Annotated in this window: 14 protein-coding genes; 12 read left to right on the forward strand and 2 right to left on the reverse strand. The window is 51.9% G+C overall.

Annotated elements, in window-relative coordinates:
- Positions 1 to 64: 64 nt before the first annotated feature.
- Entirely contained in the window at positions 65 to 1,249 is a 1,185-nt protein-coding gene (locus tag RAC60_RS20525) for a NupC/NupG family nucleoside CNT transporter (RefSeq protein WP_039342462.1), read from the forward strand.
- Positions 1,250 to 1,283: 34 nt separating this feature from the next.
- Here the strand turns inward: RAC60_RS20525 and RAC60_RS20530 are convergent, their stop codons facing one another.
- Positions 1,284 to 1,727 (reverse strand): DUF3574 domain-containing protein, encoded by a 444-nt coding sequence (locus tag RAC60_RS20530; RefSeq protein WP_039342459.1) that lies wholly within the window; start codon positions 1,725 to 1,727, stop codon positions 1,284 to 1,286.
- Between the two features lie 160 nt (positions 1,728 to 1,887).
- On the opposite strand from RAC60_RS20530, the gene RAC60_RS20535 reads away from it, so the two are divergent.
- The 5 genes from RAC60_RS20535 to RAC60_RS20555 all read left to right on the forward strand — a co-directional run bounded on the left by RAC60_RS20535 (position 1,888) and on the right by RAC60_RS20555 (position 7,471).
- Entirely contained in the window at positions 1,888 to 2,751 is an 864-nt protein-coding gene (locus tag RAC60_RS20535) for a YicC/YloC family endoribonuclease (protein WP_033738048.1), read from the forward strand.
- A gap of 504 nt (positions 2,752 to 3,255) precedes the next feature.
- Positions 3,256 to 3,531 (forward strand): hypothetical protein, encoded by a 276-nt coding sequence (locus RAC60_RS20540; protein WP_033738047.1) that lies wholly within the window; start codon positions 3,256 to 3,258, stop codon positions 3,529 to 3,531.
- A gap of 513 nt (positions 3,532 to 4,044) precedes the next feature.
- Entirely contained in the window at positions 4,045 to 4,968 is a 924-nt protein-coding gene (gene lpxP / locus RAC60_RS20545; RefSeq protein WP_033738046.1) for a kdo(2)-lipid IV(A) palmitoleoyltransferase, read from the forward strand.
- A 776-nt stretch (positions 4,969 to 5,744) separates the two neighbouring features.
- A complete protein-coding gene (locus RAC60_RS20550) occupies positions 5,745 to 6,386 on the forward strand; it encodes an oligosaccharide flippase family protein (RefSeq protein ID WP_375094235.1) in 642 nt (213 codons plus the stop codon).
- Positions 6,387 to 6,853: 467 nt separating this feature from the next.
- Complete coding sequence (locus tag RAC60_RS20555) at positions 6,854 to 7,471, forward strand: trimeric intracellular cation channel family protein (protein WP_006121350.1); 618 nt, start codon at positions 6,854 to 6,856, stop codon at positions 7,469 to 7,471.
- On the opposite strand, the gene ligB is transcribed toward RAC60_RS20555, so the two are convergent.
- The gene (ligB, locus tag RAC60_RS20560; protein WP_375094236.1) at positions 7,385 to 9,154 is read right to left on the reverse strand and encodes an NAD-dependent DNA ligase LigB; all 1,770 of its coding nucleotides are present in this window, start codon (positions 9,152 to 9,154) and stop codon (positions 7,385 to 7,387) included. The genes RAC60_RS20555 and ligB overlap by 87 nt on opposite strands.
- A gap of 241 nt (positions 9,155 to 9,395) precedes the next feature.
- On the opposite strand from ligB, the gene gmk reads away from it, so the two are divergent.
- From gmk to RAC60_RS20590, 6 genes are all read left to right on the forward strand, one after another.
- The gene (gene gmk, locus RAC60_RS20565; protein WP_006121348.1) at positions 9,396 to 10,019 is read left to right on the forward strand and encodes a guanylate kinase; all 624 of its coding nucleotides are present in this window, start codon (positions 9,396 to 9,398) and stop codon (positions 10,017 to 10,019) included.
- A 54-nt stretch (positions 10,020 to 10,073) separates the two neighbouring features.
- A complete protein-coding gene (gene rpoZ, locus RAC60_RS20570) occupies positions 10,074 to 10,349 on the forward strand; it encodes a DNA-directed RNA polymerase subunit omega (RefSeq protein ID WP_003851346.1) in 276 nt (91 codons plus the stop codon).
- A 20-nt stretch (positions 10,350 to 10,369) separates the two neighbouring features.
- Complete coding sequence (gene spoT / locus RAC60_RS20575) at positions 10,370 to 12,475, forward strand: bifunctional GTP diphosphokinase/guanosine-3',5'-bis pyrophosphate 3'-pyrophosphohydrolase (RefSeq protein ID WP_006121343.1); 2,106 nt, start codon at positions 10,370 to 10,372, stop codon at positions 12,473 to 12,475.
- A 3-nt stretch (positions 12,476 to 12,478) separates the two neighbouring features.
- A complete protein-coding gene (gene trmH, locus RAC60_RS20580) occupies positions 12,479 to 13,180 on the forward strand; it encodes a tRNA (guanosine(18)-2'-O)-methyltransferase TrmH (RefSeq protein WP_006121342.1) in 702 nt (233 codons plus the stop codon).
- A complete protein-coding gene (recG, locus tag RAC60_RS20585) occupies positions 13,177 to 15,255 on the forward strand; it encodes an ATP-dependent DNA helicase RecG (protein ID WP_375094237.1) in 2,079 nt (692 codons plus the stop codon). The genes trmH and recG overlap by 4 nt, the downstream gene beginning before the upstream one ends.
- An 83-nt stretch (positions 15,256 to 15,338) precedes the next feature.
- Entirely contained in the window at positions 15,339 to 16,712 is a 1,374-nt protein-coding gene (locus tag RAC60_RS20590; protein WP_375094238.1) for an NCS2 family protein, read from the forward strand.
- Positions 16,713 to 16,750 lie beyond the last annotated feature (38 nt).

Below are 16,750 nucleotides of genomic sequence, written 5' to 3' on the forward strand. Positions count from 1 at the left end.
AATTCATGCCGGAGTATGGCTAAATGCCTTACCTTTTCCTGCATATCCGCTAACTGACTAAACTATGACCGCTCTTCTTCATTTCCTTCTGGCGCTGGTGGTAATTTTTGCCCTTGCGCTACTGGTCAGTCATGACCGAAAACGCATTCGCCTGCGCTTTATCATTCAACTGATTGTTGTAGAAGCCGCACTGGGCTGGTTCTTTCTTCACTCAGCCAGTGGACTGGCGCTGGTAGGCACGGTGGGGCATTTCTTTGAAACGCTGCTGCGTTTTGCTGCACAGGGCACGGAATTTGTGTTTGGTGGCATGAGTCAGCAGGGACTGGCCTTTATCTTCCTTGGCGTGCTCTGCCCTATTATTTTTATTTCCGCACTGATTGGTATTTTGCAACACTGGCGCATTCTGCCGTTACTGATTCGGGTTGTTGGCACGCTGTTATCAAAAGTTAACGGCATGGGAAAACTGGAGTCCTTTAATGCGGTAAGCACGCTGGTACTGGGCCAGTCAGAGAACTTCATTGCCTATAAAGGTATTTTGGCCGATATCCCACCACGCCGACTTTACACAATGGCGGCCACCGCGATGTCTACCGTTTCGCTGTCGATTGTTGGTGCGTATATGTCGATGATCGAGGCCAAATATGTCGTTGCGGCTCTCCTGCTTAACATGTTCAGCACGTTTATCATCCTGTCGATTATTAACCCCGGCAAAGGCAGCAATGAGCAGGCTATTCCGCTGGATAAATTACACGAAGATCAGAGTTTCTTTGAAATGCTGGGGGAATACATCCTCGCTGGTTTCAAAGTCGCGATGATTATTCTGGCCATGCTGATTGGTTTTATTGCCTTAATCGCGGCCATCAACGCCCTGTTTGCCACCCTGTTTGGGTACAGTTTCCAGCAGCTTCTTGGCTATGTTTTTTATCCTTTTGCCTGGCTGATTGGCATTCCCGCTACTGATGCATTACAGGCTGGCAGTATTATGGCCACGAAGCTGGTGGCGAATGAATTCGTCGCCATGATTGAACTGAAAAAGATAGCGGCAGGCATGACGCCACGCGGATTGGGCATCCTGTCTGTTTTCCTGGTTTCCTTCGCGAACTTTGCTTCTATTGGAATTGTTGCGGGCGCGATAAAAGGCCTGAACGAACAACAAGGCAATGTCGTCTCAAGGTTTGGCTGGAAACTGGTCTATGGTTCCACCCTGGTCAGCCTGCTTTCCGCTGCATTTGCCGGACTGTTTATCTGATGGACTCAACGGCGGCACAGGCCGCCGTTTGTCCCTAAAAACTAATGCAGGCTGGCGTATCCACGCGCATAACCGATTCCTGACCAAACTGTTTTTTATAGCGAGCACGCAGCGCTTCGACACGACTATTGCTGTCACTGTCGAACTGATAGATAAGCACTAACGCCTTGCTTTTCTCACGTGCTAACTGACCGTTTTCGCCCAGCCATTGGCCCTGCGCATCATAAACAGACAAGCCAGACCTGAAGCGCGGTGTTACCTCTTTATCGACAAAATTCATCCAGTCCAGTGCGCTCACATTGCCGCCCTGCGGCTTGCTGAGACCAAACCACAATGTGGTTTGCATCATGACCTCACCGCCGGCGCACACCGGAACGGGTCGGGTAGAAGGCGGATATGATGGTAATGATGGAGAAGGCGACTGACAGCCCACAAGCAGCAGGCTGAGTATGAGTGGAAGAGACGGTACGCGCGACATAAAAAGAGGGCCTCAACGAGTAAACCAGTAATTAGCATAAGTGGCTGTTGAGAAAAGCGGAAACATTTTGTTATCGCATCCTGTACACGCTTACACCTGTTCTGGTCAGCCTTGCCTCGTTATACTGGCCTCAACCTTATTTAAAAAAAGAGTAACGCTTATGATCCGCAGTATGACCGCCTATGCCCGCCGTGAAATTAAGGGCGACTGGGGCAGCGCCGCCTGGGAGTTGCGTTCTGTCAATCAACGTTATCTTGAAACCTATATTCGTCTGCCTGAACAGTTTCGCGGACTGGAACCGATGATCAGGGAGCGCATTCGCCAGCGACTGACGCGTGGAAAAATCGAATGTAATCTGCGCTTCGAGGCCGATCCTGGCGCGCAGGGCGAACTGATGCTCAATGAGTCACTGGCCAAACAACTGGTTCAGGCGGCTAACTGGGTCAAACTGCAGACCGATGAGGGCGTTATCAATCCGCTGGATATTCTGCGCTGGCCGGGCGTCATGGCAGCACCTGAACAGGATTTGGATGCAATTAATACTCAGCTGATTCAGGCGCTGGATGGCGCGCTGGATGATTTCATCGCCGCACGTGAAAGCGAAGGCAGCGCTCTGAAGGCACTGATCGAGCAGCGGCTGGAAGCGGTAACGCATGAGGTCAGCAAAGTCCGCGCTCAACTGCCCGATGTGATTAAGTGGCAGCGGGAGCGCCTGATCGCCAAACTGGAAGATGCTGAGGTGCAGCTTGAAAATAATCGCCTTGAGCAGGAATTGGTGATGATGGCACAACGTGTCGATGTCGCAGAAGAGCTGGATCGTCTGGATGCGCACGTTAAAGAGACCTATAACATTCTGAAGAAAAAAGAGGCGGTAGGCCGTCGTCTTGACTTTATGATGCAGGAGTTCAACCGCGAGTCAAACACACTGGCTTCAAAATCCATTAATGCAGAAATTACGAATTCAGCGATTGAGCTAAAAGTGTTGATTGAACAGATGCGAGAGCAGATTCAAAATATTGAGTAATCAGGCTATCTGTCGTCATTTGGCAACCTTACCAGAAAAAGTCCGCGTAGATGCGGACTTCTTTTATTTTTTCAGCCATTAAACAGGTGTATAACAATAATCGATTGATTCGGTTAACGTTGTCAGTCTTTATTGAAATTAGCCCGCTTTATAAGGATGGAAAAATTTCCAGTCAGATGATGCCAGGCATTTTTTAACAAAACTACCGAGGCGTTGGTTTTTCTATAGCTGGTTTAAATATTTCACTTTGAAAAAAATAGCAGGCTATATATCTACCCGTTTTCCCCCTCTCCGTCACAGCCTGCTCAGGCAAAGAAAAGATCCAGTCCGTTAAAAAAATAACCGTGCCACTATTTCAGGCGATGCGTGGACGTCTTTCTCAAATCGCGGCGTGATCACAATTGTGAATAAAATAACAACAGAAAGGAAACAAATACATCTGTTCGACTAAAGTTTTAATAAGGATTGCCGTTATTTAAGTAACCCCCACCTGAGATCGCCATTATGAAAAAATCAGCCGTTTTACTCGCATTACTCATGCTATCACCCCTTTCATTTGCCACAAGTGGACAAATTAACTTCAGGGGCGCGATTGTCGAAAGTCCTTGCGACACGCTGATTGCGCCCAACCAGATACAGCAAAGCTGCACACGAGGAGGAAAGACCGTTATTAATAAGGTCAGTCTGAACAATGCCCAGCAACCCATGCCTTATAAACTTGGCACGGTGCAGGTCAGGCAAACTGGTAACGTTAAAATGATGACGGTCAGCTACAATTAACGCTGCTTTATCGTTATTTTAATGGGTACGGCTTATCGGCTAAACCCGCCTCTGGATAAGGTCAAATAACATGATTAGGACAGGATGCCTCTCATAAGGTGAGATGACTGGCGCAGAAGCGATTGTCATCTCCGTTATTTTACCTTTTACCAGTGACAGCCAAATTCCTGTTCAATTTTTCAACTTTCGCCATAATGGAATGTAAGTTTTTCGAAAAGAGTACATTTTTTATTGCAGAACCGTCCTAATTTTTATTGCTCTCTTTGCATCGCCTGTTAAAAGCATAAAAATACAATCTATTGTTTTATAAATAATTTAAATAAAAAAAGCGCTATCTTTCTTCTGATTATGACGCTGTCAATCCCTCATTTTATTCCTCGCTGTAACTGACGCTTCCTGTGCTTTAAGGCACTTTTTGATAAAGTGTGGGTCGTAGTCAGTACAGCTGTACCGCTTGAGAACTTAAGGAATGGGTCTTTTTGCGCTACATCCATTACTTCCTTAAGGTTCATAATGAAAAACACCAGGCAGTTTAGTCGTTCCCTTTTACATCCCCGCTATTGGTTTACGTGGTTTGGTCTTGGCATTCTTTGGCTGTTGGTTCAACTCCCCTATCCTGTGCTGATGCGACTTGGCGCAGGTGCCGGCCGGCTTTCCCGCCATTTTCTTCAGCGCAGAGAGCGCATTACGCGCCGTAATATTGAACTCTGCTTTCCGGATATCAGTGACGAAGATAAAGAAATCATGATTGCGGGAAATTTTGCCTCTCTCGGCATGGCACTGATGGAAACGGGTATCGCCTGGTTCTGGCCAGACCATGCCGTTAAACGACTGTTCAACGTCTCGGGCCTGTCAAACCTCTACTCAGCCCAGAATGAGCGTCGTGGTGTAATGCTCATCGGCATCCATTTCATGTCGCTGGAGCTGGGTGGTCGCATCAGCGGGTTGTGTCAGCCGATGATGGCAATGTACCGTCCCCATAATAACCACGCGATGGAGTACGTACAGACCAGAGGCCGTATGCGTTCGAATAAAGCGATGATTGACCGTCGCGATCTGAGAGGGATGGTGCAGGCGCTGAAACAAGGTGAATCCGTCTGGTTTGCGCCAGACCAGGATTACGGTCCCAAAGGCAGTACGTTTGCCCCCTTGTTTGCTGTAGAAAAAGCCGCGACGACCAACGGTACCTATGTGTTGTCCCGGTTGGCTAAGCCCGCTATGGTTCCAATTATGCTGATTCGTAATCCTGGCAATGATGGCTATAAGCTGATTATTGAACCGATTCTGGAAAATTACCCGCATGCGGATGAAGCCGCAGCCGCAGCTTATATGAATAAAGTGATTGAGAACCAAATCATGCGAGCGCCTGAGCAATACCTCTGGCTACATCGCCGCTTCAAAACGCGTCCGCCTGGCGAAGCCTCTCTTTACGTATAGACAGACATAAAGCAGGTTTCGGCCTGCTTTTTCGTGTGACAGACCTCTCTGTTAATTTGGAGGCTTCCTTCTGACGGCCTGTTTTCACTATTACCGCGATAATCCTGTCTCCCTGCCACGGGCTCTGTTCGCCTTCTTAGCCCGAACTCAGATCCAGACTGAGCCATAAATCGTACGCATTACAAATATTTTCGCAGTCAACATGCATTAGCAGTATATCGGGTCTGAATGCTTACCCCTCGGTTATTATTTGCCCTTGCTTAAGCATGCTGTATGGGAAAAATCCTGGAGAGTGACGGGCGAGCCCTTGTATGTACGGCTTATTTAACGTTTTTTTATTTTTTTCATGTATTGCTTCAGTTTCCAGACTTAACGAAAAAACAAAAAAACAGAACGCTGTGATAAGGCCTGTGCAAATAATGCTGTAAATGATGAATATTATTTCCTTAGTCAAATCACATATCAGATTTTCCTTATGATGTTAACTTTCATAAAACGCGCTATAAATCATCTGCACACAGCAAAGCTATTCAAAACATAACAGCATGACATTTCCGTCGAACATTATTTATTTAAGCAATTTAAAATGAACGGATAATAATAATGACAACAGGGGAAATTCATCACCAGGGGAACGTTTATTATTAGCAGTATGCTTTAACACACAGCTCATTATAAAGATAAAAATTTACTTTATTAAATTATAGTAATGCCAGCGCGGTCCTGATGAATACTCATCGGCGCAGCGCCCTACTACTCTGCCCGGCGAGAAAAAAATGACAACACGAAAAATAAATCTGGAAAACGTCAAGTGGCCTTTTCTTTCATCGGTCAAAATGCTGAGTATGGGTGTGTTACAACTTTCAGTATTGGGAAAAGTCCTGCAGGCCGATACCTATAATCTGCTGGCGGTCGTCATTACAGGCTTAATGGTTATTGACACACTGGCCGATCGTGGTTTTTCCAATACGTTGATTCGATATGCACCGCTGCCAGTAAAAACGCTGTCCGTGCTTTACTGGGGCAATATATTCATTGGTCTGGTCATTTTTTCTGCCCTTTTTACTTGCGGTCTTATGCTTGAACATATGTTTGGGCTACCCGAGGTGGCCAGGGTTGTTGAAATCGCATCGGTCATCTTTATTATTATTCCTCAGGGCCAGTCTTATCGCGCCCTGATGCAGCGTGAAAAGCAATTCTCTGATATCGCTTTTTGCGAGATCGCCTCTGTATTTGTCGGCCTGATCATTACACTATTGACCCTATGGCTGGCGCCTTCCGTTTTATGTGCTTTATGGGGCTATCTGGCAATGGCATCAGTGAGAATGCTGACGTATTGCTTTTATGGTCGTAAATGGTTTCGACCCGACTATGACTTCAACCTGAAAGCGTTCTTTCAGCTTCATATGAAGCACTGACAAACCGCTATTGGCTGGAAGCAGCCCGACGGTAAAACAGGAAAACGTGCTGTTAACCGGTACGTTTTCCTCAATCAAACCCACCACTTTTCATTTCAGACACCTTCTGTGTGCGTTGTTGTCCTCTTTATCCTTATTCTCACCTTACTTCCCCCCGCATTTAGCCCACGTACAGGTCCCCATGCTCTGCTTTGCGTGGTTTGCTTTCTCTGTCTGTCACCACATAATGTCGCCGACGGGCAAGGGTTCAACGTTGTAAACAGGCTGGCGTCATATCGGCGAAAAATTCGCATCACGACGTTTTTTAATTCGTCTCCGTGTAAAAACCGATACAGCCTTTTGATAATAAAGGCATTACTCTTGCCCGCATAATTTTTACTAATACTTTAACTCTTAATAACAGAAAAACTCAGTCGCGCCGTTTTTGTCAGTGGCGTAGCCTTGCCGCCGTCTTCCTGGAGCCTGCTATGTTACTTACTGTTCTTTATATTATTGGGATCACCGCCGAGGCGATGACGGGTGCGCTTGCCGCAGGTCGCCGTAAAATGGATCTGTTCGGCGTCATTATCATTGCTTCCGTTACCGCGATAGGCGGAGGCTCCGTGCGCGATATATTGCTGGGGCACTATCCGCTTGGCTGGGTCAAACATCCTGAGTACATCATGATCGTGGCCGCTGCTGCTGTAGTAACGACTTTTTTGGCACCGCTAATGACGCACCTGCGCAAGGTGTTTCTGGTATTGGATGCGCTGGGCCTGGTGGTATTTTCGATTATTGGCGCGCAGGTGGCGCTGGACTCAGGCCACGCCATGATCATCGCCGCAATCAGCGCCGTGATCACAGGCGTCTTTGGCGGCGTTTTACGCGATATGTTTTGTAACCGCATCCCACTGGTATTCCAAAAAGAGCTGTATGCCGGCATCGCTTTTGCAGCAGGCTGGATGTATATCCTGCTCCTGAAAACGCCGCTGCCGCATGAAGCAGTGGTGATTATCACCTTACTCTTCGGCTTCTTTGCGCGTCTGCTGGCGCTGAGATTCCGTCTCGGGCTGCCCATCTTCAATTACCCTCATCCTGAGCATTGATGAAGAAGGAATGCCCTGCTGCTGCAAAAAGTGGATTAACGCTCTGAGCCCGGCATCCTGAAACTGCGCCGTAATCTGCTCTGCCCGGCGTGCGCCAACGCCCGGCAGAGATTGCCAGGCCTGTTTATCCCGGGCAAGAACACTCTCCCAGTCGCCGTCGGCCAATGACAGTAGCGCCTTTTGCGGCAACGCCACCCCTAACGCGCTAACCCAGCGGCGCAAAGGCTGTTGACGGGTCAAACTGAATTGATGCCAGATTTGCTGCGCTCTTTCGGGTGAAATACTCGCTGCTGTCGCGATCTGTTCGGGGGTTAAGGCCAGCCACGCAAACAGATGTGTAATCAAACCCGTTTCCAGTAACCGTTGCCAGGTGCTGCGTTGCACACCCGCAATATTCAGCACCGATTTTTGACTCAACCAACTGAGGCGCGCCAGTAACTGACGATGGCACTGCGGTGCCAAAATATAACAACTCAGCGACGTGAAACGATCCGTCTGAGGCGGCTCAGGATAGTCACGTTGCGCAACGCGCCAGATAACGCGATCCAGACGTGGAATGCCTTGTCCGGCAAGGCTGACCGTCACCTGGTCGCCCGCAATAATGTCCCGCTCTCGCCAGCGTTTTAGTGAGCCGATGCTGACTCGCCGGACGATTTTGTCATCCAGTTGAACGGGTTGCAGGTTGAGTACGACCGCGATTTTTCCCGTTCGCCCGATTGAGAAATCAACGGAACGGACCTCAGTGCTGACCTCAGGAGGCGGGTATTTCCAGGCGACAGCCCACTCGCCTTCACCGGGCCGCCAGTATTTGCCTGCAGGCCGGGCCGTCTGATGCACAACAATGCCATCGGTTACAAAAGGCAGTGGCGCGTGAAACCAGCGCTCGCGCCATTCAGCCGCGTCCTCTTCATCCTGAACAGGCTGACTCCATTGACGGGCAAGGCTAAACCCCCAATCCGATAAACGCGTCAGTCTTTCCCGCATGGCATCTGGTCCGTCAGGCCATCCCCAGATAAAAATGCCCAGTTGTGTCAAAAGCGTTGTGGCGTCATTACGCAACATTGCGCCTGCGACCAGAGCCCTGGCATTCTTCCCGCCGTCAACCGCCTGGTGATGACCGGTCATCTGCAAAAAGAGTTCGCCCTGTAAAACCACGCTCTCTTCATCGCTGTCAATCTCCAGCGGAATAGCAGGGATCAGCCTGGCTTTTTCGACCCACTCCTCACCGTGTAAACCGTCGCCACGACTGATGAATGACACCAGTTTCCCGTGCCGATAGACCAGCGAAACGGCCACGCCATCGACTTTGGGCTGCACCCAGAGATCCCGGCGTGGCTGCATCCAATAGCCTAAAGCATGCTTATCCCGAACCTTTTTAACACCAGTATGCGCAACGGGATGCCAGCGCGTGCCATCGTTGGGCAATACCGGTACATCCTCTTTCTCACCCGTACTGAAGCAACGTTGCCAGTGATTGAGCCGCGTCTGCAGGCTATCGTAGTCGGCATCGGTAACGGACGAATGACCTTGCTGATAATACGCCGCGTCCCACTGCCGGAGCTGTTGTTTTAAATGGTCAATCTCCTTTGCCGCGCGACCCGGCGTCCAGGCCGGGCACAGCGCCCCAAACGCGGAAAATGTGCTGGCTGTTATGAGCAGCCCGGCGACTAAGCATCCTTTCATCCCTGACCTCCTGATGTTTAGGATATTCAACCGCCAAAACAGCCGGTTCAGCCAGCCCCGCTTCCCGGTTCTGGAACGCCTCCTGGAAAATGAATACCTATTTACAGCCTGCGAAACAGTGGTTGCGGCGCACCCCGTATAAACTTTTCGTGATGAGGGCGGTGCAAACGCTGCGTGGCGCGGGGAAGCCGTGTATACTGTGCAGGAAATCGACTCCGCAATTAATCAATTCAAGAACATCATGGCCCAAGGTACGCTCTATATTGTTTCTGCTCCTAGCGGCGCAGGAAAATCCAGCCTTATTCAGGCACTGTTAAAAACGCAGCCGCTGTACGATACGCAAGTGTCTGTTTCGCACACCACTCGCGGCATGCGCCCCGGTGAAGCGCACGGTGAGCATTACTTCTTTGTGCAAAAGCATGAGTTTGAAAAAATGATTGCGGAAGATGCTTTCCTTGAACACGCGAAAGTTTTCGATAACTACTACGGCACGTCGCGCAAGGCGATCGAACAGGTGCTGGCAACCGGCGTCGATGTTTTCCTTGATATAGACTGGCAGGGCGCACAGCAAATTCGCGCTAAAATGCCCGACGCGCGCAGTATATTTGTCCTGCCTCCTTCTAAAGAAGAGCTGGATCGTCGCCTGCGCGGCCGCGGTCAGGACAGCGAAGAGGTGATTGCCCGTCGTATGGCGCAAGCCGTGGCCGAAATGAGCCACTATGGCGAATACGATTATTTAATTGTGAATGATGATTTTGATCTGGCGTTATCCGATCTGAAGACCATTATTCGTGCAGAACGTCTGCGCATGGCCCGCCAGAAAGCGCGCCATGATGCTTTAATCAGCAAACTGTTGGCAGTCTGAACCCAGTTTCAGTATGATGCCGAGTCATTTCTTCATCTGTGGAGTAGCACACCTATGGCACGCGTAACCGTTCAGGACGCAGTAGAAAAAGTTGGTAATCGTTTTGACCTGGTGTTGGTCGCTGCACGTCGTGCACGTCAGATGCAGGTAGGCGGCAAAGATCCGCTGGTTCCGGAAGAGAACGATAAACCGACCGTTATCGCATTGCGCGAAATCGAAGAAGGTCTGGTCACCAATCAGATTTTAGATGTGCGTGATCGTCAGGAGCAGCAAGAGCAGGAAGCCGCTGAGTTACAGGCCGTTACCGCTATCGCTGAAGGTCGTCGTTAACCGCGAACTGCAGGTCAACCTTGTATCTGTTTGAAAGTCTCAATCAACTGATTGAACAATACTTGCCTGAGGACCAGATCAAGCGCCTCAAGCAAGCCTATCTCGTATCACGTGATGCCCACGAGGGACAGACACGCTCCAGCGGTGAGCCTTACATTACCCATCCTGTTGCGGTGGCGTGCATTCTGGCGGAAATGAAGCTCGACCATGAAACCCTCATGGCCGCGCTTTTGCACGACGTTATTGAAGATACGCCCGCGACCTATCAGGACATGGAACAACTGTTTGGCAAAAGCGTAGCTGAACTGGTTGAAGGCGTTTCGAAGCTGGATAAGCTGAAATTCCGTGATAAGAAAGAGGCGCAGGCAGAAAACTTCCGCAAGATGATTATGGCGATGGTGCAGGACATCCGCGTTATTCTCATCAAGCTGGCTGACCGCACCCACAACATGCGTACGCTCGGGTCCTTACGCCCTGATAAACGTCGTCGCATCGCGCTGGAAACGCTGGAAATATACAGCCCACTGGCGCACCGCCTGGGTATTCATCACCTTAAAACGGAACTGGAAGAGCTGGGTTTTGAAGCGCTCTATCCGAACCGTTTTCGGGTAATTAAAGAGGTCGTGAAAGCGGCCCGCGGCAACCGTAAAGAGATGATTCAAAAAATCCTCTCTGAAATCGACGGTCGTTTGCAGGAAGCCGGTATTCCCTGCCGGGTAAGTGGTCGCGAAAAGCACCTTTACTCGATTTACCGCAAAATGACGCTGAAAGAGCAGCGTTTTCACTCGATAATGGATATCTATGCCTTTCGCGTCATCGTGAAAGATCTGGATACCTGTTATCGCGTACTGGGCCAGATGCACAGCTTATATAAGCCGCGTCCGGGCCGGGTCAAAGATTACATTGCTATCCCCAAGGCTAACGGCTATCAATCGCTGCATACCTCTATGATCGGGCCGCATGGCGTGCCGGTTGAGGTGCAAATCCGTACCGAAGATATGGATCAGATGGCCGAAATGGGGGTGGCGGCACACTGGGCCTATAAACAGGCCGGTGAAAGCGGCACAACCGCACAGGTGCGTGCGCAACGCTGGCTGCAAAGCCTGCTGGAGCTGCAACAAAGTGCCGGTAGCTCATTTGAATTCATCGAAAGCGTCAAATCCGATCTCTTCCCGGATGAAATCTATGTCTTTACACCGGAAGGCCGCATCGTCGAGCTGCCTACCGGGGCAACGCCTGTCGATTTTGCCTACGCGGTCCATACCGATATCGGTCATGCCTGCGTTGGCGCGCGCGTTGATCGCCAGCCTTATCCGCTGTCACAGCCGCTTACCAGCGGCCAGACCATCGAGATCATCACAGCGCCTGGTGCGCGTCCTAACGCGGCCTGGCTCAACTTTGTCGTCAGTTCCAAAGCCCGCGCGAAGATTCGTCAGTTGCTGAAAAACCTGAAGCGCGAAGACTCGGTAAATCTGGGGCGTCGCCTGCTCAGCCATGCGTTGGGTGGCAGTCGTAAACTGGCGGAGGTGCCAGCCGAAAACATCAAGCAGGAGCTTGATCGGATGAAGCTGACCTCACTGGACGATCTGTTAGCCGAAATCGGCCTGGGTAATGCCATGAGCGTGGTCGTCGCCAAGAACCTGTTGCAGACCGACACCAGCGCGCTCAACAACAAAAAACAAGGCAAGCTGCCGATTAAAGGGGCAGACGGCGTCCTCATTACCTTTGCAAAATGCTGCCGCCCCATTCCAGGCGATCCTATCGTTGCCCACGTCAGCCCGGGCAAGGGCCTGGTCGTTCACCATGAGTCCTGTCGCAATATTCGTGGCTACCAAAAAGAGCCCGAAAAATTCATGCCTGTGGAGTGGGATAAAGTTACAGAGCAGGAGTTTGTCGCAGAGATAAAGGTGGATATGTTTAACCACCAGGGCGCACTGGCCAACCTGACGGCCGCCATCAATACGGCGGGCTCCAATATTCAGAGCCTGAATACGGAAGAACGCGATGGCCGTGTTTACAGTGCTTTTATTCGTCTGACCGCACGCGATCGCGTCCACCTGGCCAATATCATGCGTAAAATCCGTGTGATGCCGGATGTGATTAAAGTTCACCGCAACCGTAACTAGTGCATGAATCCTCAACGTTTTGCCCGAATTCAGGAAATGCTGGCCTTGCGCCAGCACGACCTTACCGTCTGCATGGAGCAGGTACATAAGCCGCACAATGTTTCTGCTGTCATTCGCACCGCGGATGCTGTCGGTATCCATGAAGTCCATGCCGTATGGCCAGGCCAACGCATGCGAACGCAGGCCTCAGCCTCGGCTGGCAGCAACAGTTGGGTAAACGTAGTAACGCACCGCTCAATCAGCGACGCGATTAGCCACCTCAAAACGCAAGACATGCAGATACTGGCGACGAACCTGTCGGCGGATGCTGTGGATTTTCGTGAGATTGACTACACCAAACCTACCTGCATTTTGATGGGTCAGGAAAAAACGGGCATTACCGATGAAGCCCTGGCGCTGGCCGACCACCATATCATTATCCCGATGGTGGGTATGGTCCAGTCGCTTAACGTTTCCGTTGCCTCTGCCCTGATTCTGTATGAAGCCCAGCGCCAGCGGCAGAATGCTGGCATGTACCGTCGTCAGTCCAGCCTCCTGGCAGAGAAAGAGCAACAGCGTCTGCTGTTTGAGGGCGGCTATCCCGTTCTGGCGCGCGTGGCAAAACATAAGCGGATGCCTTATCCCCATATTAACGCGCAGGGTGACATTGAAGCCGATGAGAGTTGGTGGGCCGCCATGCAGTCAACGGGCAGACGTCAGAAATGAAAGGCCGTCTGCTGGATGCCATCCCGCTCAGTACCCTGACCGGCGTCGGCGCCAGTCAGGCAGCAAAGCTGGCTAAAATCGGCCTGCACACCATTCAGGATTTACTGCTTCACCTTCCTCTGCGTTATGAAGATCGTACGCAGTTATATGCCATTAACGACCTGTTGCCCGGCATTTGGGCGACAGTGGAAGGCGAAGTCCTGCATACCGATATCACCTTTGGCCGTCGGCGCATGATGGTCTGTCAGATCGGGGATGGCAGTGGCGTTTTAACGCTGCGCTTTTTCAACTTCAATGCCGGCATGAAAAACAGCCTCGCACCGGGCCGACGCGTCACCGCTTACGGCGAAATCAAACGCGGTCAGCGCGGCGCAGAAATCATCCATCCGGAATACCGCGTACAGGGCGAGCACAGCCATGTCACGCTGGAAGAAACGCTGACGCCCGTGTATTCCACGACCGAGGGCATTCGTCAGGCGACCCTGCGCAGCCTGACCGATCAGGCTTTAACCCTGCTGGATAGCTGTGCCATCACAGAACTTTTGCCGCAGGCGTTAAGCGGCGGGCTGTTAAGCCTGCCTGAAGCCCTTCGCACGCTGCACCGCCCGCCGCCGGACCTCAAACTCAGCGAGCTCGAGAGTGGACAGCATCCCGCACAGCGCAGGCTGATTCTGGAAGAACTGCTGGCGCATAACCTCAGTATGCTGGCCGTCAGGGCTGGCGCACAGCGCCATTACGCCCTGCCGATGCCTGCCCGGCATACATTAAGTGACCGGTTACTGGCCGCCCTGCCGTTTTCCCCCACGGCAGCCCAAAAACGCGTTGTCGCAGAGATCGAAAAAGACTTAGCGAATGACTTCCCCATGCTGCGCCTGGTACAGGGAGACGTCGGTTCAGGTAAAACCTTGGTTGCCGCGCTCGCCGCGCTGAACGTTATCGCCCACGGTAAGCAGGTGGCCCTGATGGCACCTACAGAGTTACTGGCTGAGCAACATGCCAATAATTTTCGCCAGTGGCTGGCACCGCTTGGCCTTGATGTCGGCTGGCTGGCGGGCAAACAAAAGGGCAAAGCGCGACAGGCTCAGCAAGAGGCGATTGCCAGCGGGCAGGTTGCGATGGTGGTCGGCACGCATGCCCTGTTCCAGGAGCAGGTGAAGTTTAACGGGCTGGCGCTGGTCATCATTGATGAGCAACACCGCTTTGGCGTGCATCAGCGACTGGCGTTATGGGAAAAAGGAGAAGAGCAGGGTTTTCATCCCCACCAGCTCATCATGACAGCGACGCCGATCCCGCGCACGCTGGCCATGACCGCCTACGCCGATCTTGATACCTCAACCATTGATGAGCTGCCGCCAGGCAGAACACCGGTGACCACCGTAGCGATCCCTGACAGTCGTCGTAATGAGATCATTGAGCGTGCGCAAAAGGCCTGTCACGAGGGCCGTCAGGCTTACTGGGTCTGTACGTTAATTGAAGAGTCAGACCTGCTGGAAGCTCAGGCTGCGGAAGCCACATGGGAAGAACTCAAAGTGGCGCTGCCTGATTTGCAGGTCGGGCTGGTTCATGGCCGTATGAAGCCAGCGGAGAAGCTGGCGGTCATGCAGGCTTTCAAAGCCAACGAAATCCAGCTGTTAGTTGCTACAACCGTCATCGAAGTCGGTGTGGACGTGCCGAACGCCAGCCTGATGATTATTGAAAATCCGGAACGACTTGGCCTGGCGCAACTGCACCAGCTACGTGGTCGCGTAGGACGCGGCGCGGTCGCCTCTCATTGTGTTCTGCTGTACAAAGCGCCGCTGAGCAAGACGGCCCAGAAGCGTTTGCAGGTGTTGCGTGACAGCAATGACGGTTTCGTGATTGCTCAGCATGATTTAGAGATTCGTGGTCCGGGGGAGCTACTGGGAACACGCCAGACCGGTAATGCGGAGTTTAAAGTTGCCGATCTGCTGCGCGATCAGGCCATGATCCCTGAAGTCCAGCGCGTCGCTCGTCATATTCACGAACATTATCCTGAGCAGGCGCAGGCGCTGATTGAGCGTTGGCTGCCCGAAACCGGCCGCTACAGCAACGCCTGACCTTTTTTTGCAACCGTGAGCAAACGTTTGCTTTTGATCCGGGGACGATTACAATCGCCTCACTTTTTTTGGGAACCATGACGATGTCGACCACACAGCAACCAGCCCCCACCACCGCCAGTAAAAGTGAACTGATCTATCGCCTGGAAGATCGTCCGCCGCTAACGCAAACCTTGTTTGCAGCCGGACAACACCTTCTGGCGATGTTTGTTGCGGTGATCACGCCCGCGCTGCTCATCTGCCAGGCGCTCGGTTTACCGGCGCAGGATACACAGCACATTATCAGCATGTCCCTGTTCGCGTCCGGTGTGGCATCGGTACTGCAAATCAAAACCTGGGGACCGATCGGTTCAGGGTTACTCTCCATTCAGGGCACCAGCTTTAACTTTGTCACGCCGCTGATTATGGGGGGAATGGCGCTGAAAAATGGCGGCGCGGACGTACCCACAATGATGGCGGCGCTGTTTGGTACATTGATGGTAGCCTCCTGTACGGAAATGGTGCTGTCGCACGTGCTGCATCTGGCACGCCGCATCATCACGCCGTTAGTCTCAGGTATTGTGGTGATGATTATCGGCTTATCCCTGATTCAGGTCGGCCTTACCTCTATCGGCGGCGGGTTTGCTGCGATGAACGATCACAGCTTCGGCGCGCCGAAAAATCTGCTGTTAGCCGGTGCCGTGCTGGTGGTGATTATCCTGCTGAATCGCCAGAAAAACCCCTATCTGCGCGTTGCGTCGCTGGTGATTGCGATGGCGGTAGGCTACCTGCTGGCCTGGGCAATGGGCATGCTACCCACCATCAGCACGCCTGCCGGGCAGCCGATCGTGGCGTTCCCCACTCCGCTCTATTACGGCCTGGGATTTGACTGGAATCTGCTGATCCCGCTGATGCTGGTCTTTATGGTGACTTCGCTGGAAACCATTGGGGACATCACCGCCACTTCGGATGTCTCTGAACAGCCGGTCAGCGGCCCGTTATACATGAAGCGCCTGAAAGGCGGTGTGCTGGCAAACGGCCTGAACTCTTTTGTATCTGCCCTGTTTAATACCTTTCCTAACTCCTGCTTTGGCCAGAATAATGGCGTGATTCAGCTGACAGGCGTTGCCAGCCGCTACGTGGGATTTGTTGTCGCGCTGATGCTGATCCTGCTGGGACTGTTCCCGGCAGTGAGCGGACTGGTACAGCACATTCCTGAGCCCGTGCTGGGCGGCGCTACGATTGTGATGTTTGGCACAATCGCCGCATCCGGTGTCCGTATCGTTTCCCGGGAGCCGCTGAATCGCCGGGCTATCATGATTATCGCGCTGTCGCTGGCAGCAGGACTCGGTGTTTCCCAGCAGCCCCTGATTCTGCAATTTGCACCCGACTGGCTGAAAACGTTACTCTCTTCCGGTATCGCTGCGGGTGGGATTACCGCGATTGTGCTGAATCTTATCTTCCCACCCGAAAAGTAACGTTCAAGGCAGGCGGCAACCCGCCTGCTATTTCGGCT

The organism is Pantoea sp. BR_17, assembly GCF_041955125.1.
Classification (GTDB): domain Bacteria; phylum Pseudomonadota; class Gammaproteobacteria; order Enterobacterales; family Enterobacteriaceae; genus Pantoea; species Pantoea stewartii.